The sequence below is a fragment of the Cohnella sp. LGH genome (genome assembly GCF_017671885.1).
Classification (GTDB): domain Bacteria; phylum Bacillota; class Bacilli; order Paenibacillales; family Paenibacillaceae; genus Cohnella; species Cohnella phaseoli.
On sequence record NZ_CP072117.1, the window covers coordinates 4,908,548 to 4,933,511 of the forward strand.

Sequence of the window (24,964 nt, forward strand, 5' to 3'; positions counted from 1 at the left end):
AAGGCTCTTGCTTACCGGGGCTCCGATACGCTTTTCCGGAACTCGCCGGGAGTCGTTTTCTTGGCTTTCTTAAACTGCTTGATGAAATGGAAATAGTCGTCGTACCCGACCCGTTCGCAGATTTCGTAAGTAGATAGCTCTCCCGATTTCAGCAGTTCCTCCGCCTTGTCCATACGAATATCCAGCAAGTATTGCAGAAAGGTTTTACCGGTCTCCTGCTTGAACAAGAGGCTGAGATACGAAAGGTTGATATGGTACCTCTCGGCCATTTCGCTTAAGGTAATCTTCCGGTTATAATGTTCGCGAATCTCGTTCACGATTTGCTGCACGGTTTTATGAGAGGGCGCTTTGTCCGGATTCGCGGCCTCTCGGACGAACCGGCTTTTCAAGTACCGAAAGACGTCCGGTCCGTCGGCAAACGTCTCCGTAAGCTCCTCTTCACCGACCGGGACGAAACTTTCCGCCGGGTCGACGAGCTTATCCAACTGCGCGTTTGCCATATTGTAAAGTTTCGTAAGCACCTCTAGATTCCATCGGACTTTGGGCGCTTCGCCGATCCGCTCGATCAGCGCCTCCAGTTGCGCCGGCTGCTTGGCGCTCTGTAAGAGACGAGCCAGCTTGCGAACGATCGGACCGGGATCCCGATACGAATACATGCCGGGCCTTCCCGCGACGAATGCTTGCTTGGCCATTGCTTGAGCCTGCCGATAAGCCTCCCTGAACGAGGACCAATCGTCGCAAAGCTCGCTTAGTCCGATCGTGGCGCCTTCGTTCGCGCACCTTCCGAAGATCCTCTTCCATCGGGAATAGGGTTCGCCTTTCGCAGTCCGGTCGAATTGAACGACGACCAACCATCGCCCCGGGCCAGTCGGGATCGCGAGGGAAGCAGCGCCGTAGCTCCGGTTCGCCGTTTCCGTCTCCACGTCGAGGGCGGATATCGTGCGGGAATTCGTGCGGACAACCGCGCATCGGAAATAACCCGATTCGGGAGAGAAGCCGGCTTGCGCCAGCCGTTGCCCGAGGTTGGGCGTGAGAGACCTCGCTTCGGTCAATTCTTCAATCAGCCGCAGCGCTTCATAATTTTCGAGCTTGCTCCTGATCTGGCGCTCCTCTTGAAGCCGCTCCTTAACCTTAGCGAGCATCTGCTCCATGCCCGCCTGCGTAATCGGTTTAAGTAAATAATCCGCAGCTCCCAAGCTTAGAGCCTGCTGCGCATAGGCGAAGTCGCTATGAGCGCTGATGAATACGACCGCGGAACGCTTGTCTTCTCCCCGGATCCGTTTCAGCAGCTCGATACCGTTTAATCCGGGCATCCGAATATCGCTAACGACCAGATCCGGTCGGATCTGCCGGTACAGTCTCGCCGCATCCGCGCCGTTATTCGCTTCACCTGCGATCACCATGTCGAACCGACTCCAATCCACGATCAGACGCAGCGCTTTAAGCGTCCATTCCTCGTCGTCCGCGATTAATACCTTATACATTCAGATCCCTCCTCTTCCATTTTCGGAATCGCGACACTGACGACCGTGCCGATATTTTCCCAGCTTTTCGCGCGAATTCCATAGCCGTCCCCGTAATGCAAGCGAATGCGTCTCTGAATGTTGATCAGACCGACGCCTCTTCTATCCTTATCCCGAGTATCCGATTCCTCGTCGCCAGACAGTAACGAAGCATTCAGCCGCGATAACGTTTGGAGATCCATGCCCATGCCGTTATCGAAAACTTGCAGGATCATGTCATCCCCTGACGAGAACATCTTAATCTTCAATAATCCCTTTCCCTGCTTGTGCTCAAGTCCGTGAAACAGCGCGTTTTCGATTAGCGGCTGCAAGACCAGTTTAAGCATGCGATGATGAAGAAGCGCCGGCTCGATTTCGCTGAGGTAACGGAATTTTCGCGGAAAGCGAAGCTTTTGGATGTCCAGATACGTATCCAGATGTTTCAACTCGTCTACGATTTCCACAAAATCGTTTACATTCACGCTATAGCGAAAAAAGTTTCCTAAGTTTTCCACAGTCCGAATGATTTCCTGCTTGGAATCGGTTAAAGCCATGCCGACCATGCTGTTCAACGTGTTATACAAAAAATGCGAGTTGATCTGACTGTGCAAGCCATCCAATTCGAACTGCTTTTTGGCCAATTCGGATTCGTACAGTTGCTGCTGAGTCGCCAAATTGCGGCGGGAAAGCTCGTGGATCTCGCCGACCATTTTATTGAATTGCCTAGCAATCCCGGTCAATTCATTGTTATCGCTATAACGGATTTGGATAGTCATATCTCCGGATGCGAAACGCCGAAAGGCGTCCGTTAATTTTTTCAGAGGCTTGGTAATGAGGATATTAAAATAGAGATTAATCAAGATGGCGAGCACGATGGGGATAGGGATGGCGAATAACAAAGAATACGCGATCGTTCTCGCTTCCTTGAACAGTTCGTCGGTCGGGATCTTGGCCACCAGCGTTAATCCCGTTTGACTTAGCCGGCTTGTTTTGACCATGTATCTCGTACGGTCAATCGTGACGAATTGATCGCGCTGCTCCTCTGTGGATACGCTTTCATCGATCCGATTTCCAACGCTGGCTTTATCGGTCGAGGAAATCACTCTTCTTCCGTCGCCTACGATGAGAACCTCGGAACCCGGCTTCAAAAATTTATCGTCGATCAAAGAATCCAGCTTATTGCGATCCAACACGACGAAGCCGACTCCGATTTTTTGCATATATTTCATATCGAGGATCGACCGAACCTCGCGGATGCCCAAGTACACGGAGGAAACCCGATCCTCCCTCAAGAACAAGGGCAGAAGCATCATGCTGCCGTCGCCGAAACCGTCTCGTTCGTTCGCGTCCAGAAAAGCGGTCAATTCGGAGGGAACCGAAAACGAAGAGACGTAACGGTTGCCGGAGGAATCGACGAATACAAAGCCCTTAATGGAGTGGTTCAATTCCCTGTAGCCGTTCATATAATTTCTCACGTTCAAATATCGATTGTAACCGTCGCTCTCCCCGGCTTCCAGTAAGACCATTTTCTGAAAATCGTTATTCAAAAATACGGCTCCGGAAACAAGATCAACGCTCTCCAGAAACTCCACCAAACGGCCGTTCACTTGATTAAAGAGCAGATCGACCGAATTCGATACGCTTTTTTTTGTTGAATTATAATTGTGAAATGCCGCTATGGCTCCCATAACGACGATAATCGTCAATACGATCATTCCGTTGATCAGAATCAATTGGATACGAAGCTTGTAACGACCATAGTAGGAAAGAGCTCTGGAAAACATATTTCATCACCCGGCTCAGTGGAATGGAAGAAGTATCGTTCATTCGACATAGTTTGCCACTATCATACACCATTTTCGTTAGGGCGTGTATGCATACTCCGAGGACAACAGAGTTCATCGAATTTTCGTTCCATGCAAGGAACTTTTGTGAAGGCGTACCGGAGGTACGTTAAGCAAAAGTGACGAAGCAGGGGATGAAAAGGCGGTGATAGATGCCCCTGAGCGGGTTTGCAGACACGCCCTAGAGCGATAGAGGAAAAATAAACTCACTCGCCAAAAACCCTACCGGCATAATGCCGATAGGGTCGTTGTGGAACAGCGGTTCGTTGCGTTATTCTCGAATCCCCGCCGCGATCTCGCGACGCGCAAGCCGGAAAGATGCTATGCCTTCTTCTAAAGGAGACACGGTAATCTCTTTGTTCTCCTCCAAGCAGCGCAGGAAGTAAAGAAGTTCGTTATAATAACCTCCCAGTGAGGAGACGTTGCCGCCGACATCGGACGAAGCTCCGTCTTCGGGCGCGTCCCCGGCCAGCTCGGGCCGGAGATGCTCTCCCGCTTCCGTATACACGTCCAACCCGCTGGAAGTAAAGGTTACCGTCGCTTGCTCAAACTTGACGCGATAGGACATTTCGAACGGAAACCCTTCCGGATAGCCCCAGCTTCCTTCCAGGGAGACGACCGTCTTCCCGTACTTATACGTGCTGAAAATATGGTCGGCGTAACCGCCGTTATTCACCGCCATGCTCGTCGTCGAATCCGGCTCTCCGAGCAGGTAACGTACGTAATCGACATCGTGAATGTGCAAATCAAGCGCTGCCGATCCGCTGCGTTTGCCGTCCAGCAGCCAATCGTTCCAGCCCCATGTCGGACGCGGGCTGACCCGCTTAAACACGCCGGAAATCATCGCCCCGTAGGTGCCCTCGTCCTTGAGCTTCTTCAAGTACTCGTATTCCGGCCAGAAGCGGATGCAGTGTCCGACCATCACTTTGCCGGAGGACTTCGCCTTCGCTTCGAGCAATTGCGCCGCCTCTTCCTCTTCCAAGCAAACCGGCTTCTCGATGAAAACGTCGTGTCCACGCTCCAGCGCTTGCAGCGCATGCTTCGTATGAAGGAAAGTCGGCAGGCAGATGTCGATCGTATTGACGTCCGCTTCGCGAATCAATTGCTCGCCCGAGGAGTAGACCTTCGCCCCGAACTTCTCGGCGATCTTGGCTGCGTTGTCGGCATTGTCGTCGGCGACCGCCGTCACTTGGAAATTTGCCTTTCCGGCCAGAGCTTCGTAGCATGCGGCATGCATTTTCCCCATAAAACCCGTCCCGATTAACCCGATCTTGATCATCGTGCCGCCTCCCTTCCCAAAATGCGGTCCATCGACCGCGATGTGTTGTAGATGATTTGTTCGGAATGATGCGTATAGGCGGGGATCATCTCGGCAATGACGTAATCGTCGTATCCGACCGCTTCAAGCGCCTTGACGACTGCCGGATAATCCACGTCTCCCGCCAGCAAATCCACGAAGCCGTGCAATCCGCCCGCTTGTCGGCGATAATCCTTGAAATGCACCTTCTTGATCCGCTTGCCAAGAATCGAAATCCAATGCTCAGGATAACCGTTCGCCAGCGTATTGCCGACGTCGAAATACGAACCGACCCACGGAGAACCGATCTCGTCGATGAAATTTCTCATCTCCAGCGGGGACAGCAGAAATTTGTTCCATACGTTCTCCAGGCCGATGTTAACCTGATGTTCGGCCGCTGTATGCGCCAACTGAGATACGGCTTCCTGAGCCCGATCGTAAGCGACGTCGTACGGAACCACTTCGGCTCCCGGAATAAAGTCGACGCCCACCGCCCCCGGAATAAGCAGTATCGTGTCCACGCCGAGCGCCGCTGCCGTCTCCAACTGCTTCTTGGCGACGTCCAGCCCCTTGCGGCGGATATCTTCGTCGTTCGAGGTGAGCGGATAATCCCAATACAGTCCGCTGGCCAAGCTGGAAAGCTCGATGCCGGTTTCCTTCGCATAAGCTTTCAACTCCAGCGCTTCCTTCTCACCGCCGGCCAGACTGAGCTCGCCCGTTTCGGCCAGCGCCAGCTCGATTCCGTCGAATCCGGCGGACTTGGCCAGCCGAATGCATTCCTTCGCTCCCATCCCGGCCGGAAACGACCAGGCGTTAATGCCTTTCTTCATAATCGGAATCCCTCCGCTATTCGTCAGTTCGATTGCCCCTTCATTATAAGAGCTAATCCTCAGACGAGGCTTTGCCGAGAATGCCCGATTATTTATCAAATCTGCCCGCTGGCCGCCCTGTCGCGCAGGATTCGGCGGTCAAGCATCGAACTTTAAGGGGAGGATGCATCTCACCCTTGTTGGCGAGTTAAGCGGACGAATGAGCGACACCGGCCAGTTGGACATTAAGGTACTTTCTTGGCCTCCACGCCACAGCCCGGACAGCGCTAAGGCACTTTTTTGGCCTTCGCTCCACGGCCTAGGCTCCGCCTAGGCACTTTTTTGGCCTCTGCTCCACGGCCTGAGCTCCGCCAAGGCACTTTTTTGGCCTTCGCTCCACCGCTTGGGCAGCGCCAAGGCACTTTTTGGGCCTTCGCTCCACGGCTTGGGTAGCGCCAGGGCACTTTTGGGCCTTCGCTCCACCGCTTGGGCAGCGCTAAGGCACTTTTGGGCCTTCGCTCCACGGCTTCGGTCCGCTAACGCACAATCTATTCGCCTGAATCGCGGAGAGACAAGTCTTAGCCTTAAGCTGGCAACATTGATCATACCCTGTCACCCCGTTCCCGGAGGAATACGATATGGAATTCGCGAAAACCCGGCTAAAGCTCGATATTGAAATTACACACTTGATTTCCTTGCACTACTTCGAGTTTGCCAAAGACTATCTGTTCGCGGGCGAGCGGCACGACTTCTGGGAGCTCGTCTATGTCGACGCGGGCGAAATTGAAGCGACGGCCGACGATAACGGGTACGTGCTGCGGCAAGGCGATATCATTTTCCACAAACCGAACGAGCATCACAGTCTATGGGCCAACAATCGAATCGCGCCAAACGTGATCGTTATCGCTTTCGAATGTCGCAGTCCCGCCATGCGCCGCTTCGAGAACAAAACGTTCCATCTCGGCGACCGCGAACGTAACCTGCTCGCATCCGTCGTCAAATTTGGCTTTCAGGCGTTCGAGCCTCCTTTCGACGATCCGCGCAACCACCGACTGGTCCCCAAACCCGACGCCGTTTTCGGCGCGCAGCAGCAGATTAGGCTCTACCTGGAGCTGCTGCTCATGAGCATCGTCTCTCAAGGATACGCGGATACCGGGGGCAAACGCTTGTCCACCGCCGCCAAGGAGCGGAGCGAGAACGACGTGACCGGGAAGCTCATCGAATATATGAACGAGCATCTCGCGGACGATCTCACGTTGGACGAAATGTGCGAATACTTGCATATCAGTAAAACTTTCCTCGTACGTCTGTTCAAACAGAAAACCGGCCATAGCGTCATGAAATATTACAAAGGCCTAAAAATCGAAAAAGCCAAAACGCTCATCCGCGAGCGTCGCCATAACTTTACCGAAATCGCCGACCTGCTGGGCTATGCGAGCATCCACAGCTTCTCCCGCCATTTCAAGCAGGTCGCGGACCAGACGCCGTCGGAATACGCGCGCTCGGTTCAGGCTCGGATGTATATAGATTGAATTCATGATCGTTTGGCCAAAAAAATAGCGATTGGATCGCCATCGAAGCTTGTTCATTCTTGCGGACATCCCGTTCAATCCGCGTTGCCTGATCTGCTCGATCCGCTCAGGAGTGGGATGACTTGTCAGTGTAAAGCGGAAAACCCGCTTTAAATGGGCGGAAACACCATTTCCGAGCCAAATAAGGCGGATTTTCCACCATAATTCCGAAAAATCCCCCGTTTAGAGAAAATAAAGGGGGTTTTCCGCTTTAAATCGATGTTTTTCGCCCAACATCTGAAATTAACGCGGATTTCCCGCCTTATGCCTGGTCGCCTTAAGCTGGGTCGCCTTAAGCTGGCCCGCCTTATGCCGGGATGCCTTAAACCGGGCCGGCTATAGACGGGCCGCCCAAAGTAGGGGTTAGCTTGGAAAGCTCTACTCCAACCCCAAAAAAACACGGCCCGCATCAATCGCGAGCCGTGTCCACTTCCAATATGCCGACAGTTTGCCCAGCCGGCCTAGTTTTCTCGTGGTTACGTACGCTCGTACCAGTATCCCGGCACGCCTTTCTCCAAGCGCATCAGCGCCTCCAGGAAATAGTAATCGCCCCAGATCACGAAGTCGTCCGGCGATGCGCCGCCTCTAACGGAGTAAGAGCCATGGCGCAAGAAGCCCTCTTCTGTCTCGCTGCCGGCCGTGAAGTAGTTTTCCGTCAGCGATTTCATCGCCAACTGAACAGCCTCCAGCAGCTTGGCGCGCGCCGGATCCGCCTGATCCAAATGCTCGGCGATCTCCAGCATGCCGCAAACAGCAATCGCGGACGCAGAGCTATCCCGCGGCGAGGTCGGGTTTTGCGGCACGTCGAAATCCCAATAAGCGACGTTGTCTTCCGGTAGATGCTTAATGAAGTATTCGGCCAGCCGTTTGGCGGCAGCCAAGTATTCCGGATCGCGGAAGTAGCGATAAGCCAATGCAAAGCCGTAGATGCCCCACGCTTGTCCACGCGTCCATGTAGAGCCGTCCCTGTAGCCCTGATGCGTGCCGCCGCGGATCGCATCGCCCGTCTCCTGGTCGAAGTAGAAAGTATGATACGAGCTGCCGTCCCCGCGTACGAGAAAACGCAGGCTTTGATCGGCGTGAATGCGAGCAACCTCAGCGTAACGAGGATTGCCTGTCTGCTCGGTTGCCCAGTATAGGAGCGGCAAATTCAGCAGACAGTCGATGATAATGCGGCCGCCGTTCTGCGGATCGTCCTTTGGTCCCCATGCCTGCAAAATTCGGATGTTCTCGCGCCACCGCTTCATTAACGTATCCGCAGCTTGAATCGTTAACGCTCTGGCCTGCTTATCTTTCTCGACAATCCATTGAGCCTTGGACGACAGCGAGTAAAGGAAGCCGATATCATGATGATCCAGCACGATATGGTTGTCCATCCTGCTCTTGAAGGATGCGACCGACTTCACGGCCGCCTCGTGGAATTCGGGATCCCCGCTGTACTCGTAACCTAGCCACAGAATGCCGGTCCAGAAGCCGTCCGTCCAATCGTCATTCGGATTAAGGCCATATTTTCCATCGCCGTTGCTGACATGCGGAATATGGTCTCCGAACCGTCTAATATTGGCCCGAGTCGTGTTTAACGCCTGTTCGATCACTTGCGTCCACATCACAAATTTTCTCCTCCCAATCGCATCGAATAGCTTTGCTAATGCCTTTAATTATAAGGAGGTCTCGTAATATTTTGTTGTGCTATTATATAACTATATTGCGAAAACGAGGTTTAGCCCATGCCCGACGACGATACACCGCAGAAAGCCGCGAATCCCGGCATCTTCTACTATAACCATAAGCAGACGGCGTCCGAATCGTACTTTTTTCACGCCCACCACGGGATCGAGCTGCTCTATGTCTATACCGGCCAAGGCGAGATTATGCTGGATAACCGGACCTTCGCGCTGGAACCTGGCACACTGGTCTGGTTTCAGCCTTATCAGATGCATCGTGTCGAAGTACCTCCCCACAACGGTCTCTATACGCGGTCTGTGTTGACGTTCGACCCGCATTTGCTGGAGCCTTATCTGGTGCCCTTCCCGGAGCTGAAGCTGTACTTCCAGTGGATATGGCGCGGCGGAATGCCACAACAAATATATAAGCTTAATCCGGACAGCCGAGTGATCGGCCTGCTCGACGAGCTGTACGAGGAAATGAATCAAGACTTGAATGGAACCGAGGAGAATCGCGCGCTGCTGTTGCTGCTTCTGCTGCGGCAGTTGAAACGCGAGGTTTTGCCTGCTCTGCCGGCCGGAAGCCATCCAAGCCCGCGAATGCAGCGATATATGGAGAGTATGACCGAGTGGCTGGAACGCCACTACCAGGAGCCATTCAGCCTCGATGGGATGGCCAATGAACTGCATCTGTCCCCCTATCACGTCTCGCATCTGTTCAAGCAAAATACGGGGATTACGATTTCGCGCTACTTAACGCTCCGCCGTATACGCGAGGCTTGCTTCCTTTTGGCTAATACCGCCAAGCCCGTGCATGAAATCGCATGGCTGGTCGGGCGGTTCAACTCGGCCTACTTTTGCAAAATATTCAAGGAAAACAAAGGATTGTCCCCGGAAAATTACCGCAAGGCTTATCGGGAAAATCGACGGTAGCCAGTAGAGCGCGCACCCGAAGCGACGCAACGAATAGGTTTTATGCTTGTAAAAATAAACGAAGAAGCTAAGCCGCTTCAATGGCCTAGCTTCTTCGTTTATCCACATCCAGTTGCACTCTACTTGCCCCGAACCTGATAATCGTGGGCGAGCCGCCCCTTCACTCCGGACTTGTACACGAACAGACTTCCGGCCAGCGGCTCCTGTCGCAGTTGCTCCTCACTGAGCCCCACGCTTGCGGAAGTAATGTACAGCTCGTCCAGATCGTCGCCGCCGAAGCAACAGGAGGTGACTTGGGATACGGGCAGCTCGATACGTTCCAGACATTCGCCGGTGTCGGGGTCGAAGCGACTGACGGCATAGCCGCCCCAGTGCGCAACCCACAGCTTGCCTTCCGCGTCGACAGTCATGCCGTCGGGGAATCCCTGATCGACGGGGATATTCGCGACGACGCGTCGGTTGGAAATATTGCCGCTGGCAGCGTCGTAGTCGAATCGATCGACCCGTCTTGTCCCCGTATCGATGTAATACATCGTCCGACCGTCGAGGCTCCAACCCAAACCGTTCGAGCAGCTGATCTCGCCGACCATCCGATGCACGGAGCCGTCCGTGTCCAGGCGATACAACGAGCCTTCGGGAGCATCTTCGGATTTCGGCATCGTACCGGCCCAGAAACGGCCGGCTGGATCGCATTTGCCGTCGTTAAACCGGTTGCCCGGCAAGTGCGCCTCGGGATCGACAATCGGCTCCAGTTCTCCTGTCGTCAGATCCAGGAAGTAAAATCCGTGCTCCAGCGCGCATACCATCCGCCCGTCCGATGCCCGCACAACCGCGCCGATCCGCTGCCCGACGAAAACGCTTCCTTCCTCGCGCGTCTTCGGATTCCACAACCGAATCTTCATTCCTTCTATGTCTACCCATACGAGCTGACCGCTCTCCGGAAGCCATAACGGCCCTTCGCCAAGCGCCGATTTTTCCACGTTAATCGCTTCTGCCTGCTTCTTCACGCAACTCATCCCCCCGCTTTGTTCTGTGTACATCGTACCGCGCGGCTTATGGAATGCGCAACTATTAGTCATCACATGATCAGATCAATTGTTTCCGCAAGCATTTTCCCGATGAACTCATTCGCATACGGTCCGGGATGAATGTCATCGTCGTACAGGAATTCGTAGTCCAGCAATTGGGCCGACACATTCTCCCGGAAATATCGTTCGAAATCGATAAACCCATACCCGTTCGATACGGAGAAGTCTTGCACCGCTTGAAAATATTCCTCGTAACCTATCGTAGCGGAAGGCGCGTTTTCGAAAATAACGGATTTGTCGCCCACGGTCGTGAACAAGAGAATATCCGTCTTCCTGCCGCCCTCCGGGTTAAGATGACGGCTCAGCTTCTCGATCAAGGCGCGCAAGTTCGATTTCAACACGTCGATCGGAGTCTGTCGCAAGTATTCGTTAACAATGGGAGCTTGGATAACGGCCAAGGTCGGCGTGAACCGGACGAAACGGAGCAGCTCATCCATATGCGGATAAGACGGATCGTTAAAGCTCGCCGTTCCGTCCCCCAGCCACTGACCGACCGTATGTCCCCCCATCGAGAAGTTGCGAACGTCGCAGCCGTCGAACACGATTCCTCTGATTCTAAGCGCCGGTCGCGCTTGTCCGAAAGCCGCAACCTGCGGATGCTCGAAACCGACAGCATCCGGGTGCGCTCCTCCATAGGAGAGACAAAATCTGCCGATCTGCTTCTGACCGTAATCGATGCAATAGACGATTTCTTCGTCGCCGTCCGGTCTATACGTATCAAGGACGACGCTTGTAGAGCCTATCTCAACCTCTGGGGCCTCGACCGCGACGTGCTGGCCTTGATGAAGCCTGGTAACCCTCGGATACCCGTCCGCTTGCGGATACAGATAGCCGCCGGTATTCCGGCGATTCCCCGTTCCCTTTTCCCGAAAAAAGATCTCCAGCCTTCCCCCGCATCTGCCTGCAAGCACGCCGATATACGCCTTGGTCGCATGGGCTTTCATATCCACGCAGCACCACGCCTCGCCTCTTCCGTTTTCCTCCGGAACGATCGCATACAAGCAGTCGGTAAATCGATCGGTCGCGGCCAAATCGCCCAGATGCTTCACCGCTGTACGATCCTCACCGCGCGATGCGTAGAAGCCCTCAGCCGCAACCGGCTCGACTATGCTTTCTCGAACGATCTGGTAGTTTCCCCGGATAAGAGGGGGGCTATCTTCGACGCGATCGTCCGATTCCGGAATGATCGCGGAAGGATAGAAGTCGTACTTGTTCAAAAGATGTTCCCGCAGCCTCGCAAAAAAACCTTTGTTATACGGAACGGCCATATGAGAGGAATACGCGGGAAAAATCACGTCGTAGCCCGGTGCGCCTTGGCCCCAGCCATGGCTATCCCCCAGCATCAGAATTTCTAAATCCGTTGTCGCATGCTTCCTCCGTCTGGCGGTCAGCGCGGGAAAACAGGAGGCTCTCATGTTCAAGGCATACTTTGATAGAAACGGTAAGACATCCATCCTGTCTTCCTCCCATTCCGAGAAATCGCTTAAGCTTCCGCGACAAAGCGATTCGTCAACGTTCCGATCTTCTCGATGCAAATGCTGACCTCGTCGCCCGGCTTCAGGTACACCTGCCGCTCCGCCGGCAATCCGAGGACGACGCCTTCGGGCGTGCCGGTCAGAATCACGTCGCCGGGCTCCAACGTCATGTGTCGGGAAATATAGCTGACAATTTCGTCGCACGCAAAAATCATATCCGACGTGTTGGAATCCTGGCGGATTTCTCCGTTCACGATCGATTGGATCGCTAACCGGTTCGGATCGCCGATTTCATCGGCCGTTACGAGATACGGTCCGATCGGGCAAAACCCGTCGCAGCTTTTGCCAAGCAGCCATTGCTGCGTGCGAAGCTGCAAATCTCTTGCGGAGAGATCGTTAACGGCCGTATAGCCGAACACGTAATCGAGCGCCTCGTCACGGGATACGTTCTTCGCGCGTCTCCCGATTACGATCGCCAGCTCCGCCTCGTAGTCCAGCTTGGCCGTCACGCCCGGAACTGCGACTGAAGCCTGGTGTCCGGTCAGCGAGTTGTTGAACTTATTAAACAAAATCGGATATTCGGGAATCGGCGAGTTCGTCTCCTCGGCGTGCCTGCGGTAATTCAAGCCGACGCAGATGATTTTCTGAGGGGCCGGAACGCAAGGGCCGAACGATAGCTCCTCTTCGCTGATAAGGACGGAGCGATCCGGCTGCGGAGGCAGTTGCGCCAGCAGGGACCGCAGGGCTTCAACCGCTGCTTCACCCTCGCGAATGACGTCCATCATCTCGCCGAGCAGCGAAGTCCCGCCGTTTCCGTAAACCTCTGCGGCCTTCGCCATATTAACGATGCCGCCGCTCGTCCATATGCCGAGCGTCTGTTTTCCTTCATGATCGATCACAGCGAGCTTCAAGTTAACTCCTCCTTCTATGGGTTGGGACAGAGCATAATCTTCGCGATGGCGCCTGGGCCGGACACCAGCTTCTCGAAGCTGCTCTGGCCATCCTCCAGCGGACGATGCTCCGTCCAGGGCAGCAAATCGATTCTGCCCTCCCCGATCCAGCGCAGAGCCGTTTCGAAATCGCTCCGCGAATACGCGAAAGCGCCGAACAGCTTAAGCTCTTCGCGGATAATCGAATTGATCGGCAGCGTCGTATCGGCCTCGTGAAGGCCGGTCAGCCCGATTCTGCCGCCGCGTCGTACGGATTGCACGCAGCGAAGGCGGGTAGAAGCGGCTCCGACCGCATCCACCGCCGCATGAAACCCTTCAGCAGGCTTAAGCGCCTCAATCTCCTCGTCCCCCCGCGCCGGAATGCCGCCCAACTCCGCCGCGATGCGCAGCCGATCGGCGTTCAGATCCGCTACAACGATGTTTTCCAATCCTAGAGTTCTTGCAGCGGCGAGAGCGAACAGGCCGATCGGGCCCGCTCCCAGAACGAGCAGACGATCTTCCCGCTTCAAAGACAGCAGTCGGCACAGATGAACCGCGCAAGCGAACGGCTCCGCGAAGGCCGCCTGATCGAAGGAGACGGAATCGGGAATCGGGTGAATGTCTCGCTCTGGTACCGCAACATATTCCGCGAAGGCCCCCGGAGCATGCGCTCCGAGCAGACTGCGGCTCTGACACAGCTGCTCGTTGCCTGCGCGGCAATCCTCGCATTCGCCGCATGTACCCAGCGGGTTGACCGTAACCCGGTCGCCCTGCCGGAATTTCGTCGCTCCTGCCCCTACTTCCGCCACAACGCCGGAAAATTCATGTCCCATAACGAGAGGCGGCACGCGCAGCGAGTTATGACCGAGAAAGCCGCCAAGCTCGGAGCCGCATATGCCGACTCGCTCGACCCGAATGAGAACCTCCCTCTCCCCAAGCGAGGGAACCGGAACGTTGCGGACGTTCATCTGCCTGGGGCCTTCATATACAAGCGCTCGCATCATCGATGACATGCGTATCGCCTCCTCACTCGACCCGATAACGGTTCAATACTTCTTCGTCGATCTCCACGCCCAAGCCCGGACGATCGACCGGAACGGTTACGTAGCCGTCCTTGAATTCCACCTCGCGGCTGACCAAGTCCCGCGCCAACGGCGAATTCGATACGGTATATTCGATCATAAAGCCATTCGGAATCGCTGCCGCAAAATGCGTGCTTGCCGCCACCAGAATGCCGGTTTTAAACGCGTGCGGGACAACCTTCTTGTGCCGATCGTATGCCAAATACGCGATTCTCTTGCCTTCGGTCAATCCGCCTACGCGAGCCAGGTCGGGCTGAATGATGTCCAGATGCCCTTCGTCGAGCAGCCGTTGGAACGCCATTCTGCCGCTCTCCTGCTCGCCGCCGGCGATTGAAATTCTCGTGCGGTCCGCCAGCTCGCGGTATCCGGCGATATCGTTGGAATGCACCGGCTCCTCCAGCCAATAGACGCCGTATTTCTCGTAGACGTCGGCCATCCGCAGCGCGCCCTTCAAGTCCCAAGCGAGTCCCGCGTCGATCATAATGTCGATGTCGTCGCCAATCGCTTCTCGGATCGCCTTGACCTGCGCCTCGTCGAACTTCGGATCGCGGCCGATCGGTCCCCATCCGAATTTCATGGCTTTATAGCCTTGCTTGGCGTACTGCTCCGCCATGCGAGCCGCTTCCTCAATCGTCTCCGGCATGAGCGCGCTTGCATAGGCTTTCAATTTACGGTTGAAAATGCCGCCCATCATCTCGCACACAGGACGGTTCATCACCTTGCCGAAAATATCCCACAGCGCGATGTCCACGCCGCTGATCGCGTGCAAAGCCGGACCGGTGCGGCCGAAATAAATCGTGCCCCGGTACATTTTGTCCCACAGCCGTTCGATCTCGATCGGGTTTTCCCCAATCAGCAAGCTCCGAAGACCGGTCGCGATCGAGTGGGAAGCGCGGGCGTCCACGACCGCTTTGGCGACAAGCGGAGAAGAGTCGACCTCGCCTACGCCAACGATTCCTTCATCGGTATGAATGCGGATAATTAACGTATCCTGCGTGCCGTCGCATTGCTCCGCGTCCAGATCGGGCAAGCGCAAATGTATCGCTTCAACTTCGGTAATTTTCATGATTTCATCTCCGTTTCGGTTGATACTTGCAAAGTAGCGAGCAAATCGTCGCGTAGAGGCGTAAACGTCTCCAGCACAAGAGAGTCCTCAAGCGCCAATACGGAATGGGGAGCATTGCCCGGAACCCGGATTTGCTCGCCCTCCTCGACCACGACTTCTGCGCCGTCAATGTTCATGCGAATTTTGCCTTTTACGACAAAGCCCAGCTGCTCATGGGGATGAGCGTGCTCCGGGCCAAAGCCGCCTTGTTTAAATTCGATCAGCATGCTCATCATCGATTCTCCCGGCGGCAGTATTTTGCGACGGATTTCCCGGGAAATCTGCTGCCATTCTCCTTGATTCGACACGATGCCGCCTCCTTCATGAGTACCGGAAGATCCGGCTGAGTTCAAGATTCGATGTCGAATCCGCTTCCCGTTCTGCTTCGTGATCAAAATTGGACTTTTTGAACTACCTCTTAAAACGTGATTGAAAGTCCGCCGTCGACCGGAATGATCGCTCCCTGGATATAGGAAGCCGCCTCGGAAGCCAGGAAGGCGATTACGCCCGCCACCTCGTCAACCTCTCCGGCTCTGGCTTGCGGAATTTTCCTCATGCCTACGTAATAATCCTTGAACCAGTCCGTCTCCAGCTCGTTCACGCCGCCGACGACCGAGAGCCCCGTGTCGATAAAACCCGGCGCAACCCCGTTCACGCGAATGCCATGCGGAGCCAGCTCCAGCGCGGTACCGCGAGTTAATTGATCGAGCGCCCCTTTGGCCGCGTTATAATGACTGGATTGATTCAAGGCGCGATAGCCATTAATCGACGAGACGTTCACAATCGATCCGTGGATGCCGGCCTCGATCATCGCCTTCGCGGCGTACCTTGTCCCCCAATAGGAACCGTTAACGATCGTGTCGAACACCGCGCGCCACCGCTCCGTGGATTCCTCCAGAAAATCGCTTTCGTAAAACATCGCCGCATTGTTGACCAGAACATCCAGCCGGCCGGTATGTTCGACGGCGGCATCGATCATGCGCTTAACGTCTTCTTCATCGGAAACGTCGGTCTTCACGAACAACGGCCGGCCTCCGATTTCCTTCAACTGCTCAACGGCCTGAGCCCCGTTGGACTCGCTGCGTCCGGCGATCAGCACGTTCGCCCCCTCGGCCGCGAACAGCTTGGCCGTCGCCAGACCGATTCCCGTTGCTCCACCCGTGACGATAACCGTCCGCTCGGCAAAACGCTTCATCTTCTCGTCCTCCCCTATTCGTATAGGCTCAAGGAAGCAAAGTCCCGGTAATGTTGCGCGGGTAAGCTTTCGCCCGAATGAAGCCCTCTGCATAGCGGACCCCGCTTTGAATGCCGCGGAACCGGGAGGTGATCTCGATCATCTCCATCGCATTGGAGCCGTATTGATCTTGCAGCCAATCCCCGACTTGGCTGACATGCTCGGCGAGCATTTTCCGCTTCGTCTCGAACTGCTCCGTAATATCGACGTACTCCTCCGGCTGGAAGCCCAATCCCGCAACGCTATCCATAAAGTAGACAATCGGAATCTTGTCCAGCTTGGGACTGGCCGTGACGATATTGGGAACGGTCGTCATAATCGCCACGTCGTTGGCAATTCGCCCTGTGATCGTATGGTCGGGATTGTAGAGATCGTCCGGCCAATGCGTGAGGACGACCTCCGCGCCGCTGCGGCGCATCGCTTCGATGAAAGCCAATCTCGTCCCTTCCGTGTCGAGCAGAAACTCGTCCGGATAACCCATCCAGATCAGCTCCGCGCCGATATGGTTGGCTGCCGCGATCGCCTCTTGGCGACGAATTTCCGCAATCTCCTCTTTTGGAAGCGTCGGCGATCCTACCTCCCCATTCGTTGCGATGGCGATGGTAACCTTGTCGCCGCGAGCGGCATATTTCGCCAACGTACCGCCTGCCCAGATTTCAGCGTCGTCCGGGTGCGCGCAAATAGCTAGAACGTTCATCTTGGCTCTTCCTCCTTTTTCGCTTGAACCCATCATAAATCCACTTATGTTGATTGTCAACAATTGATCTTCAACAATAATCCAATAAAATTAAATGGAGAAATAGCGGGAATCGCCCCTCTTTAATTGTCAACAATCGACTTTCATCAATCATTTGTTGAAGATGCACACGCATTCCTCTATAATGGCGATAACAGAAGGCTTGATACGGACGAAGCCAACCTTCCTTAAGGAGTTTAGCCAGCCATGGACACTTTTCAATTCAAAAGCCAAGAAAACCTCTCCCTGCGCCAACGCGTGCTGAACGATATTCGCAGCGCGATTATCGGCGGGCATTTGAAGCCGGGAGACAAGCTGAAGGAGCTGGACATTTCCAAGCAAATGTCGATCAGTCGCGGACCTATCCGCGAAGCTTTGCGGGATTTGGAGGCGCTGGGGCTTGTCGTCAGCTCTCCCTATCGGGAAACGACGGTCGCCGACGTTCGGAAGGAGGAGGTCACGGAGCTGTTGATTCCGATTCGCCTGAAGCTGGAGCTGTTCGCCTTGAAGTATAGCGGCGCCAAACGAGACGAAGCTTTTTACGGCAAGCTTGATCAGATCGTCGAGCGGATGAAGGAATTCGCGGCAGACGGAGACTTGCCCGCGCTGGTGGAAGAGGACATTCAATTTCACGAGCAGCTCCTCTCTCTAGACGATTCTTCCTATACGCTGCAGATTTGGTCGGGTATCGTCAACCGGCTGCGCCTGCATTTTATTAAGAATACGAGTCGTTTCGACGATCTGCGGAAGGTCGCCGACGATCATGCCGCACTGCTGTCCGCGCTCCGCGGCGGCTCCGAGGAGAAGATCGAGGCGCTTTGGACGCAGCATATTCAGGATGAGGATTGTTTGCTTTGTTTTATCGATGAATCCGAGGGCGAGGGCAAATAGAATGAAGAAATACGAACCGCATGGGGACGATCCGACCGTTTTGCTCTCCAACGGGCAAGGCGGTCTACTGCTGATTCGGGAGCAAGGCGCGCGGGCCTTGGCCTTATGGGCCAACAAACAGGAGGAATCCGCCTTCTGGCGCGCCGACGGAGTCCCGCTTCCAGAGCTTTCTTGGAATGTGGGCGGTGACCGCACCTGGATCAGCCCGGAACGGGATTACTACATGGACGATTCCGGACAATATGCCGTTCCCGCGCAGCTTGACCCGGGCAAATGGAAGATTGCTCAATCCTCCGACTCCCTGGTCGCCGTAAACATGGACTGCGAGCTGCTTCATGGCCCTTCCGGCCGAACCGTCCTTCTGCATTTGGAAAAGCAGTTCACTTTAGCGCCTAATCCTTATGCTGTGAACTCGGGTTCGTCGTCTCGGATGGACGAATCCGTCTCCTATATCGGATATGAAGTTCATACCCATATGACTTTAACTCCCGGCGCTTCGCGCTCCGGTGCGAAAGACGATTCCGCTCCCGGGTTCTGCAACCTATGGAGCGTGATGCAGGTTCCGCCCGGGGGCCGCATCCTTGTCCCGAGCTACGGACCCGTCGGCCCTCGGACGATGTTCTCCCAAGCGGATACGGTTGATACGGAGCTTACGCCCCATGGCTTCCGCATCCCGTGCGAAGGCGCTCACAGCTTTAAGCTGTCGGTCGACGCGCTGTCTTCAACGGGCAGATTCGGTTATTTGCGTCGCTTGGACGATAGCAGAAGCAGTCTCGTCGTCCGTCAATTTACCGTTCATCCCTCCGGCATCTATCCGGACTATCCTCCCGACGATCCCCAATACAAGGGATCGTGCATGCAATTTTATTACGACGGCGGCCAGTTGGGTCATTTCGCCGAGCTTGAATATCACTCGCCCGCATTAAGCATCGACGCTCCCGGTTCGTCGTCGGACGTGTCGCGAGTTTATTATTTCATCGGCCCTCATGAGAACATCGAGCAAATCTCTCAAGATATGCTGGGCTTGCGTTATGGTGTTTAAATGACAAGGTGCAGGAAGTCGAGACGACTCCTGCACCCGCAAAAAAACTCTAATCGAATAGACCCATCTTTAAATCTTCGCGCTGTCGGTTAGCGATGATTCTCGATTCTCGCTTTGACGGATCTGGCGTAGGCTGTCGGCGTCATGCCCGTCGAGCGCTTGAAATGGCGCGAGAAATAATGGATGCTGCTATAGCCCAGCTTTTCGGCAATCTCCGTATAATTGTATTGCTCCTCGCGGATCAGAATTTTGGCCCTCTCTATTTTCAGCCGATTAAAGTATTCCATCACTCCGCAACCGGTTGTCACCTTAAACGTTCGTAGAAGCTGCGATCGACCGACCGTAAAATTATTATAAACCTCTTTAAGTGATAAGCTTTTGTGCAGCGTTAGGTTCATGAATTGGATAATTTGATTGGTCAGATCGGAATCCTTTTTTTCATTCATCGTCGACGCCAGCTTGGAAAGGGAATCGGTTTTCCGCAATCTGCGCGCGAAGTGAATCAACAGCGTCTCTAAATATAGCTTAACTAACTGTTGGCTCCCGAATAGCGAGTCCTTCTTTGCTTTCATTTCTTTTTTATAAGGTTTATCCAGACGCGGAGTGAGCGCATTATACCCCTCGTTAACTAGTTGAGTAAGCAATCTTCGCTCCTGCTCGTTGACGCTGAATCTCTTATTTTCGAATATTTTCATCGCTTCCGAATCGCAGTCGAAAGTAATAATGATCAAATTAGGCGGAAATTTGGCATTCGAGTTGCCGGAATGAAATTCATTCGGTTTATAAAAGACAATTTCTCCTTGCTTGACGGAAAATTCGCCGCTGTCCGACCGGACGTCGATTTCCCCCTTATCCACGTAAACGAACTCCCAAAAGTTATGTTTCTCCCCTTTGGTAACATAGGATCCGGGCAATTCATAGTAGTGAAAAGTAATAATCTGGTTAATGACGATCTCTTCGTTAAGTTTCACTCGCTTGTAGGCCATGCAGATCGTCTCCCTTAACGCGATAGTATAAAAAAATCGGATGGAATGACAAAGATCGTTCACGATGCTGCCCTTATTATAATAAATAACCTCACGAATTTACACAGAAGGAACGAATAACATGAATGGAGGAAAATAGAAATGAAAACATGGCTTAAGAGGATCGCTTGTTACGGAACGGCCTTTACTCTCTTTGTCGGATTGTTGCCTATCGGCACCCGGCAAGCTCTCGCTTCGGAGCCGAATACGGCTCTTAATCCCGGATTCGAAACCGATGTCGATGCGAACGGGGTGCCGGATGGTTGGGATTATACCTTACTCAACGGAGGTGCGGCCTCTTTAGTCACATCCGTAGCCTATTCGGGAAGCCGCTCCGTTAAACTATCCGGATCCTCCTCGCTCAGCCGCTCCTTTGTCAATCTGTGGTACGTATCCGCAACGGAAAACACCCGATATACGATGTCCTCATGGATTAAAACCAACAACGTGACTGCCGGCTTTGCCGGTCTTGAGCTCGTCTTCTACAATAGCTCGCATCAAGCGCTTGCTTCGGTGAGGGTTCCCGCGGCCCAAGGTACGCACGATTGGCAGAAAGTCGAGACCTCATGGATTTCTCCGCCGGGCACGGCATCGTACGCCTTCCGTACCGCGCTCGATTTCGGTACTGGGGATCTGTGGGTCGATTCCGTGTCCTCCTTCGTATCGGATGCACAAAATCTATTGTTGAACGGCAATTTGGAAGCGGATACAGATAATAATTCCGTCCCGGACGGATATGATTACTCCACGGACTCCGGCGGCTCGGGGGCGCTCGTAACGGCGGAAAAATATCAGGGACAAAGGTCCGTGCGGCTTCAAGGCTCATCTACCTCCAGTCGTTCGTTTGCCTCCCAGTGGTACTTGCCCGCTCAGGAGTACCAAGAATATCAGTTTAAGGCCATGCTGAAAACGAGCGGAGTCGTACTGACGAGCAGTACGGGATTTGTCGGATTGGAACTCGCTTTCTACGATGAAGCCCATCAACTGCTCCAATTCATACGCCAACCCGCCAATGCCGGAACGCATTATTGGGAGCAAATAAGCGTGTCCAAGAAAGCCCCGGCAGATACGGCTTATTTTTCATTCCGAATGGCGCTTGATTATGCGAGCGGAAGCGCATGGTTCGATGCGGTAGAAGCGGTAAGTTTGACCAACAGCAACCTATTGCTGAACGGTTCTCTCGAGCGCGATACCAATTTCGATTCTATTGCGGACAATTGGGATTATACGCTTCTGGATGGCGGAACAGCCGCTACCTCGACCACCGTATTCCGCGAAGGCGCAGGCTCGGTTCGCTTGTCCGGAGCTACCCCCAGCAGCCGCGCAGCCGTTAACCAATGGTCGATTCCCGTCGAGGGCGGCGCCTTCTATCGCTTTTCGATCGAGCACAAAACCTCCTCCGTATCCGCTCAGTTCATCGGCTTCGAGCTTGGCGTCTATAATTCCAGCCGTCAGGTCATAGACAATCGGCGCTTCTCCGGTGCGCCGGGCACCCACGATTGGCAGGAAATCGCGGTGAATTTGAAGCTGCCGGACAATGCGGCGTACGTTGCCTTCAGGCCGTTCCTGGATTTCGGTTCGGGCAGCGTATGGTTCGACAACGCTCGCATTGTCAAGCTGACGGAACAGCCCAGTCCCGTCATTCTCCCGCTTTCCGGTCTATTTAAAGGAACGACCCAAGATGCGCTGACGCTGGAGATCAAAAACTCCGGCAACACGCGAGCGCTGTTAGACACCTTCGCATTGCTAGGAAAAACGCTAACCGTAACAAGCCATTCCCAGTTAACCGACGGCAGCTCATCCTATAGCTACACGCTCGCCGGAGATCTCGCTTTCGATACCGCTTCCGGAGCTATCGCTCTCGATAATTACGGTACCGGCACTATCCATATATCCGGAACGTTCACCGCCGATCCCGGAGCATTGGTAACTCCGATTGTCCTTCATGAGAAGAAGAGCGGTTCAACGATTGCTTACAAGCTGCTTAATCGCGGATACGGCACACTCCAGGATTCGACTGTATGGGAAATTGGCCAGTCCATTGTTAGCAGCGCTGAGCTATTCGACAGCCATCTGGATACGCTATTGTCCGGCTCGATGTGGGAAACTTCCCATTCGTACTGGCCGACCGATCCGCAGAATGCGGACACGAACAGCATTACGGGCATCTACCGGATATATGCCGCGCTGTATGACGTCACTCGCAATAAGGATTATTTGGACAAAGCCTACCTCGCAGCCGAGCAATTATTGAACACCCAACAAGCCAACGGAGGCTGGGTGCTCCCATGGGATTACACAAGCTTTGGCGCGCTGCGTCCCAAAACGATGACGAATGCCGTTAATACCCAACAGGCTATACTCGGTTTATATGAAGCTTATTTGCGGTTCGGCAAGCCCGAGTATCTTGACGCCATTTTGGCGGGCAAGGATTACATGCTGACGAATCCCGGCACCAAATACGTTTGGCTCGATGCGGCTCATACCCGCGGTACGGTTCCTTACTATGACATGCTCGATGTTACGATTAACGGAGTCGTCGGACCGGCCATCGAAATTTATAATGTAGACGCCACGGCTCTGCACATCCTCGGTCTCATTTACGATCTGACCTCGGATGCCGACTTGCTGCCTTATATGGACGGTTTAATCAATAATCTGAAAGCGGTCCAATCCGATTCCGGCAGTTGGCCGTACGGTTGGAGGCTCATCGGAGAAACGCCGGCCGCGTACAATTATGTTCAATCTCTGGACTTGGCTGCCTATAACAAGAAGTTTGGAAATAGCGATGTCGATGATATGCTGCTGAAAGTGCTTGGGGATCTCGGTAACCGGTACACGGATTTCCCCGTGCTGAAGAAGGAACTTGCCGATATAGCCGATCTTGATTTTACGGATAATCTGCTCACGTATATTTCTTCTAAGCTCGCTTTGCAAAATGTCGACGGTTCGTTCCCGGACGACACTCGTGCGGGAACCGCCTTTATGTATTTTATCATGAACGCTCTAACCGAGGCCGGTTACAAGGATCCTCAGGCGTTAAACGAAGTGTTAATGGACATTCCGGACAGCGCTTTCGACACAACGCCTGCGACGCGCCGATCCAATCTGTCGACTGCGATCGGGCAGGTCCTAAGCAAAGCGACAAGCCATAATTTCAGCGGCGCCGTCGCGCAAATCGATAGCCAACTGCTCCCGAGCATCGATCTATGGATTACGGATGTCGCCCACCATGACGATATTGAAGCTGTCGTAAATATCATTCGTAATCAGTTCATGGCGGAAGTTTATTAAGTAAAAGGAAGGGGATGTCCCATAAGGCCAGCAAGTTGCTTGGAAAGATAAGCGATGGTAAAGGTGCCAGAGGGATGGATCTCCTTCCGCTGCTATACGCTCCTGAAATTTGTTAAACCCGTAAAAGGTGATTTCAGGAGCGTATGAGCGGCCTGCAGGCTAATCATGATTCACGCGGACCTATTTGTGCACATTCGTTTACGCCCTACCAAGAGCCCCCGCGAGGGAAGCTAGACGGAAAATCGTACAACGTAGCTCGAATCAGGCTTAAATGGTAGACGTTTGTTCGAAAAATCGTATAAAGCAACTCAGATCCGGCGCAAACGACGGACGTTTGTCCGAAAAATCGTACAAAGCGACCAAATCAAGGGTTGTAGGTTGCCCCCTCACTCTACCCCTATCTCGCTTAAACCAAGTCCTCTTAAATCCGCTATCGTGCCGACACTCTCGGCATCGTACAATTTCCAGATGACTTTCAAGCCCTGCAGGCTGATATCGCCATTCGTTAGCGGCAGCTTCCGGTCGCGGACGCATTCGAGAAAATGCATAATCTCGAACTGCGTTTGCTTGCCCGCTTCCTTCTCCTCCATCAGAATTTGCACTTCGGAGGTCGTATCCGTCGAAGCCCGCTCTTCTTTCATTTGCGAATGAAGATAAAGCTTGCCTTCGCCGCGGTTATATTCCAGCATCCCTTCAGTGCAGTGAATATGAATGCTATATCCCAAGCGACTGCCGCGAGCGCCCCAGGTTCCCATGTGATAGCCGAGAACCCCGTTCTCGAATTCAATAACGACGTTGCTTGTCCCTTCCTTCTCCATCCAAGGCGTGCCGAAGTTGGTGCCGAAGTGCGTGCCTTTAATCGGCTTGCCGAGGAACCAAAGCATCAAATCTACGTAATGACAGCCATGGCTGAAAAACTGCCCGCCCCCCAACCTTTTGGCAATTGTAGCCCAATGTCCCTCTGGGGGATGCGTCAGCTGCTCTGTCCAAACCGACATTTGGAACACGTCACCGTAGGTTTTGGCCTCGATCAGCTCCTTCATCTTTTGCACGATCGGCCAGAAACGGACAGGGTAAGCCGTCATTAGCGTTAAATTCCGTTCTTTAGATACGCGTATCAGTTCCTCGCACTCCTCCTGCGTGTTGGCGAGAGGCTTCTCCATCAAAACATGTTTGTCCGCTTCGAGACAAACGATCCCGACCTCATAATGCAAATCATGGGGCAGCGCGATTAATACGGCATCCACATAATCAAGCAAATCGCGATAATCCGTTACGGCGATCGCTTTAGGCAGCTTAGCTTGTAACAGATTTGCCTGCTTAATATCGATATCGCATACAGCGGTCACTTCCATCACTTCCGTCAGCTCCAGAAGTCCGTTAACATGCGCATCCGCCGTCATTCCGCCGCACCCGATAATTCCCATACGTAATTTAGTCATT

The 24,964-nt window shown here is 53.9% G+C and carries 20 protein-coding genes; 5 read left to right on the forward strand and 15 right to left on the reverse strand.

Going from position 1 to position 24,964, the window contains the following annotated elements; genetic code table 11:
• Positions 1-11 precede the first annotated feature (11 nt).
• The 4 genes from J4772_RS21120 to J4772_RS21135 all read right to left on the reverse strand — a co-directional run bounded on the left by J4772_RS21120 (position 12) and on the right by J4772_RS21135 (position 5,473).
• On the reverse strand, positions 12-1,484 hold the full coding sequence (locus tag J4772_RS21120) for a response regulator (RefSeq protein ID WP_209071279.1): 1,473 nt from the start codon (positions 1,482-1,484) through the stop codon (positions 12-14).
• On the reverse strand, positions 1,469-3,286 hold the full coding sequence (locus tag J4772_RS21125; RefSeq protein WP_209071280.1) for a sensor histidine kinase: 1,818 nt from the start codon (positions 3,284-3,286) through the stop codon (positions 1,469-1,471). Before J4772_RS21125 ends, J4772_RS21120 begins: the two co-directional genes overlap by 16 nt.
• A 331-nt stretch (positions 3,287-3,617) precedes the next feature.
• Positions 3,618-4,625: a Gfo/Idh/MocA family protein gene (locus J4772_RS21130; protein WP_209071281.1), complete on the reverse strand. Its 1,008-nt coding sequence runs from the start codon at positions 4,623-4,625 to the stop codon at positions 3,618-3,620.
• On the reverse strand, positions 4,622-5,473 hold the full coding sequence (locus tag J4772_RS21135; protein ID WP_209071282.1) for a sugar phosphate isomerase/epimerase family protein: 852 nt from the start codon (positions 5,471-5,473) through the stop codon (positions 4,622-4,624). Before J4772_RS21135 ends, J4772_RS21130 begins: the two co-directional genes overlap by 4 nt.
• 617 nt (positions 5,474-6,090) lie before the next feature.
• On the opposite strand from J4772_RS21135, the gene J4772_RS21140 reads away from it, so the two are divergent.
• Positions 6,091-6,984, forward strand: coding sequence for an AraC family transcriptional regulator (locus tag J4772_RS21140; RefSeq protein WP_116063425.1), 894 nt, complete (start codon positions 6,091-6,093; stop codon positions 6,982-6,984).
• Between the two features lie 515 nt (positions 6,985-7,499).
• On the opposite strand, the gene J4772_RS21145 is transcribed toward J4772_RS21140, so the two are convergent.
• Positions 7,500-8,630, reverse strand: a complete 1,131-nt coding sequence (locus J4772_RS21145) for a glycoside hydrolase family 88 protein (protein ID WP_209077333.1) — start codon at positions 8,628-8,630, stop codon at positions 7,500-7,502.
• 120 nt (positions 8,631-8,750) lie between these two features.
• Here J4772_RS21145 and J4772_RS21150 point away from each other — a divergent pair, with 120 nt between their 5' ends.
• Positions 8,751-9,620, forward strand: a complete 870-nt coding sequence (locus J4772_RS21150) for an AraC family transcriptional regulator (protein ID WP_209071283.1) — start codon at positions 8,751-8,753, stop codon at positions 9,618-9,620.
• A 119-nt stretch (positions 9,621-9,739) separates the two neighbouring features.
• On the opposite strand, the gene J4772_RS21155 is transcribed toward J4772_RS21150, so the two are convergent.
• The 8 genes from J4772_RS21155 to J4772_RS21190 form a co-directional block, all read right to left on the reverse strand.
• Positions 9,740-10,636 carry an SMP-30/gluconolactonase/LRE family protein gene (locus J4772_RS21155; protein WP_209071284.1) on the reverse strand — a complete coding sequence of 299 codons (897 nt, stop codon included), beginning with the start codon at positions 10,634-10,636 and terminating at the stop codon, positions 9,740-9,742.
• A 62-nt stretch (positions 10,637-10,698) separates the two neighbouring features.
• Positions 10,699-12,162: an SGNH/GDSL hydrolase family protein gene (locus J4772_RS21160; protein WP_209071285.1), complete on the reverse strand. Its 1,464-nt coding sequence runs from the start codon at positions 12,160-12,162 to the stop codon at positions 10,699-10,701.
• Between the two features lie 29 nt (positions 12,163-12,191).
• Positions 12,192-13,094 carry a fumarylacetoacetate hydrolase family protein gene (locus J4772_RS21165; protein WP_247740802.1) on the reverse strand — a complete coding sequence of 301 codons (903 nt, stop codon included), beginning with the start codon at positions 13,092-13,094 and terminating at the stop codon, positions 12,192-12,194.
• Between the two features lie 14 nt (positions 13,095-13,108).
• Complete coding sequence (locus tag J4772_RS21170; protein WP_247740803.1) at positions 13,109-14,125, reverse strand: zinc-dependent alcohol dehydrogenase; 1,017 nt, start codon at positions 14,123-14,125, stop codon at positions 13,109-13,111.
• A 13-nt stretch (positions 14,126-14,138) separates the two neighbouring features.
• A complete protein-coding gene (locus J4772_RS21175; RefSeq protein WP_209071286.1) occupies positions 14,139-15,260 on the reverse strand; it encodes a mandelate racemase/muconate lactonizing enzyme family protein in 1,122 nt (373 codons plus the stop codon).
• Positions 15,257-15,607 (reverse strand): cupin domain-containing protein, encoded by a 351-nt coding sequence (locus tag J4772_RS21180; protein WP_209071287.1) that lies wholly within the window; start codon positions 15,605-15,607, stop codon positions 15,257-15,259. Before J4772_RS21180 ends, J4772_RS21175 begins: the two co-directional genes overlap by 4 nt.
• A gap of 110 nt (positions 15,608-15,717) precedes the next feature.
• Positions 15,718-16,494 (reverse strand): SDR family NAD(P)-dependent oxidoreductase, encoded by a 777-nt coding sequence (locus J4772_RS21185; protein ID WP_209071288.1) that lies wholly within the window; start codon positions 16,492-16,494, stop codon positions 15,718-15,720.
• A 28-nt stretch (positions 16,495-16,522) separates the two neighbouring features.
• Entirely contained in the window at positions 16,523-17,230 is a 708-nt protein-coding gene (locus J4772_RS21190) for a PIG-L deacetylase family protein (protein WP_116064230.1), read from the reverse strand.
• A gap of 246 nt (positions 17,231-17,476) precedes the next feature.
• Between J4772_RS21190 and J4772_RS21195 the strand changes: the two genes are divergently transcribed.
• The gene (locus tag J4772_RS21195; protein WP_209071289.1) at positions 17,477-18,160 is read left to right on the forward strand and encodes a GntR family transcriptional regulator; all 684 of its coding nucleotides are present in this window, start codon (positions 17,477-17,479) and stop codon (positions 18,158-18,160) included.
• Position 18,161: 1 nt separating this feature from the next.
• Complete coding sequence (locus J4772_RS21200; protein ID WP_209071290.1) at positions 18,162-19,202, forward strand: DUF6786 family protein; 1,041 nt, start codon at positions 18,162-18,164, stop codon at positions 19,200-19,202.
• Positions 19,203-19,291: 89 nt separating this feature from the next.
• Here J4772_RS21200 and J4772_RS21205 read toward each other — a convergent pair whose 3' ends face one another.
• A complete protein-coding gene (locus J4772_RS21205) occupies positions 19,292-20,188 on the reverse strand; it encodes a helix-turn-helix domain-containing protein (protein WP_116064218.1) in 897 nt (298 codons plus the stop codon).
• Positions 20,189-20,329: 141 nt separating this feature from the next.
• On the opposite strand from J4772_RS21205, the gene J4772_RS21210 reads away from it, so the two are divergent.
• Positions 20,330-23,521 (forward strand): hypothetical protein, encoded by a 3,192-nt coding sequence (locus J4772_RS21210; RefSeq protein WP_209071291.1) that lies wholly within the window; start codon positions 20,330-20,332, stop codon positions 23,519-23,521.
• A gap of 386 nt (positions 23,522-23,907) precedes the next feature.
• Here the strand turns inward: J4772_RS21210 and J4772_RS21215 are convergent, their stop codons facing one another.
• Entirely contained in the window at positions 23,908-24,963 is a 1,056-nt protein-coding gene (locus J4772_RS21215; protein WP_209071292.1) for a Gfo/Idh/MocA family protein, read from the reverse strand.
• Position 24,964 lies beyond the last annotated feature (1 nt).

Bases quoted from the DNA above. Each gene is read 5' to 3' on its own strand.
- J4772_RS21140 (WP_116063425.1), top strand. From the start codon at position 6,091: ATGGAATTCGCGAAAACCCGGCTAAAGCTCGATATTGAAATTACACAC.
- J4772_RS21145 (WP_209077333.1), bottom strand. From the start codon at position 8,630: ATGTGGACGCAAGTGATCGAACAGGCGTTAAACACGACTCGGGCCAAT.
- J4772_RS21135 (WP_209071282.1), bottom strand. From the start codon at position 5,473: ATGAAGAAAGGCATTAACGCCTGGTCGTTTCCGGCCGGGATGGGAGCG.
- J4772_RS21195 (WP_209071289.1), top strand. From the start codon at position 17,477: ATGGACACTTTTCAATTCAAAAGCCAAGAAAACCTCTCCCTGCGCCAA.
- J4772_RS21200 (WP_209071290.1), top strand. From the start codon at position 18,162: ATGAAGAAATACGAACCGCATGGGGACGATCCGACCGTTTTGCTCTCC.
- J4772_RS21205 (WP_116064218.1), bottom strand. From the start codon at position 20,188: ATGGCCTACAAGCGAGTGAAACTTAACGAAGAGATCGTCATTAACCAG.
- J4772_RS21120 (WP_209071279.1), bottom strand. From the start codon at position 1,484: ATGTATAAGGTATTAATCGCGGACGACGAGGAATGGACGCTTAAAGCG.
- J4772_RS21185 (WP_209071288.1), bottom strand. From the start codon at position 16,494: ATGAAGCGTTTTGCCGAGCGGACGGTTATCGTCACGGGTGGAGCAACG.
- J4772_RS21170 (WP_247740803.1), bottom strand. From the start codon at position 14,125: ATGTCATCGATGATGCGAGCGCTTGTATATGAAGGCCCCAGGCAGATG.
- J4772_RS21175 (WP_209071286.1), bottom strand. From the start codon at position 15,260: ATGAAAATTACCGAAGTTGAAGCGATACATTTGCGCTTGCCCGATCTG.
- J4772_RS21130 (WP_209071281.1), bottom strand. From the start codon at position 4,625: ATGATCAAGATCGGGTTAATCGGGACGGGTTTTATGGGGAAAATGCAT.
- J4772_RS21125 (WP_209071280.1), bottom strand. From the start codon at position 3,286: ATGTTTTCCAGAGCTCTTTCCTACTATGGTCGTTACAAGCTTCGTATC.
- J4772_RS21150 (WP_209071283.1), top strand. From the start codon at position 8,751: ATGCCCGACGACGATACACCGCAGAAAGCCGCGAATCCCGGCATCTTC.
- J4772_RS21160 (WP_209071285.1), bottom strand. From the start codon at position 12,162: ATGGATGTCTTACCGTTTCTATCAAAGTATGCCTTGAACATGAGAGCC.
- J4772_RS21210 (WP_209071291.1), top strand. From the start codon at position 20,330: ATGAAAACATGGCTTAAGAGGATCGCTTGTTACGGAACGGCCTTTACT.
- J4772_RS21155 (WP_209071284.1), bottom strand. From the start codon at position 10,636: ATGAGTTGCGTGAAGAAGCAGGCAGAAGCGATTAACGTGGAAAAATCG.
- J4772_RS21215 (WP_209071292.1), bottom strand. From the start codon at position 24,963: ATGACTAAATTACGTATGGGAATTATCGGGTGCGGCGGAATGACGGCG.
- J4772_RS21190 (WP_116064230.1), bottom strand. From the start codon at position 17,230: ATGAACGTTCTAGCTATTTGCGCGCACCCGGACGACGCTGAAATCTGG.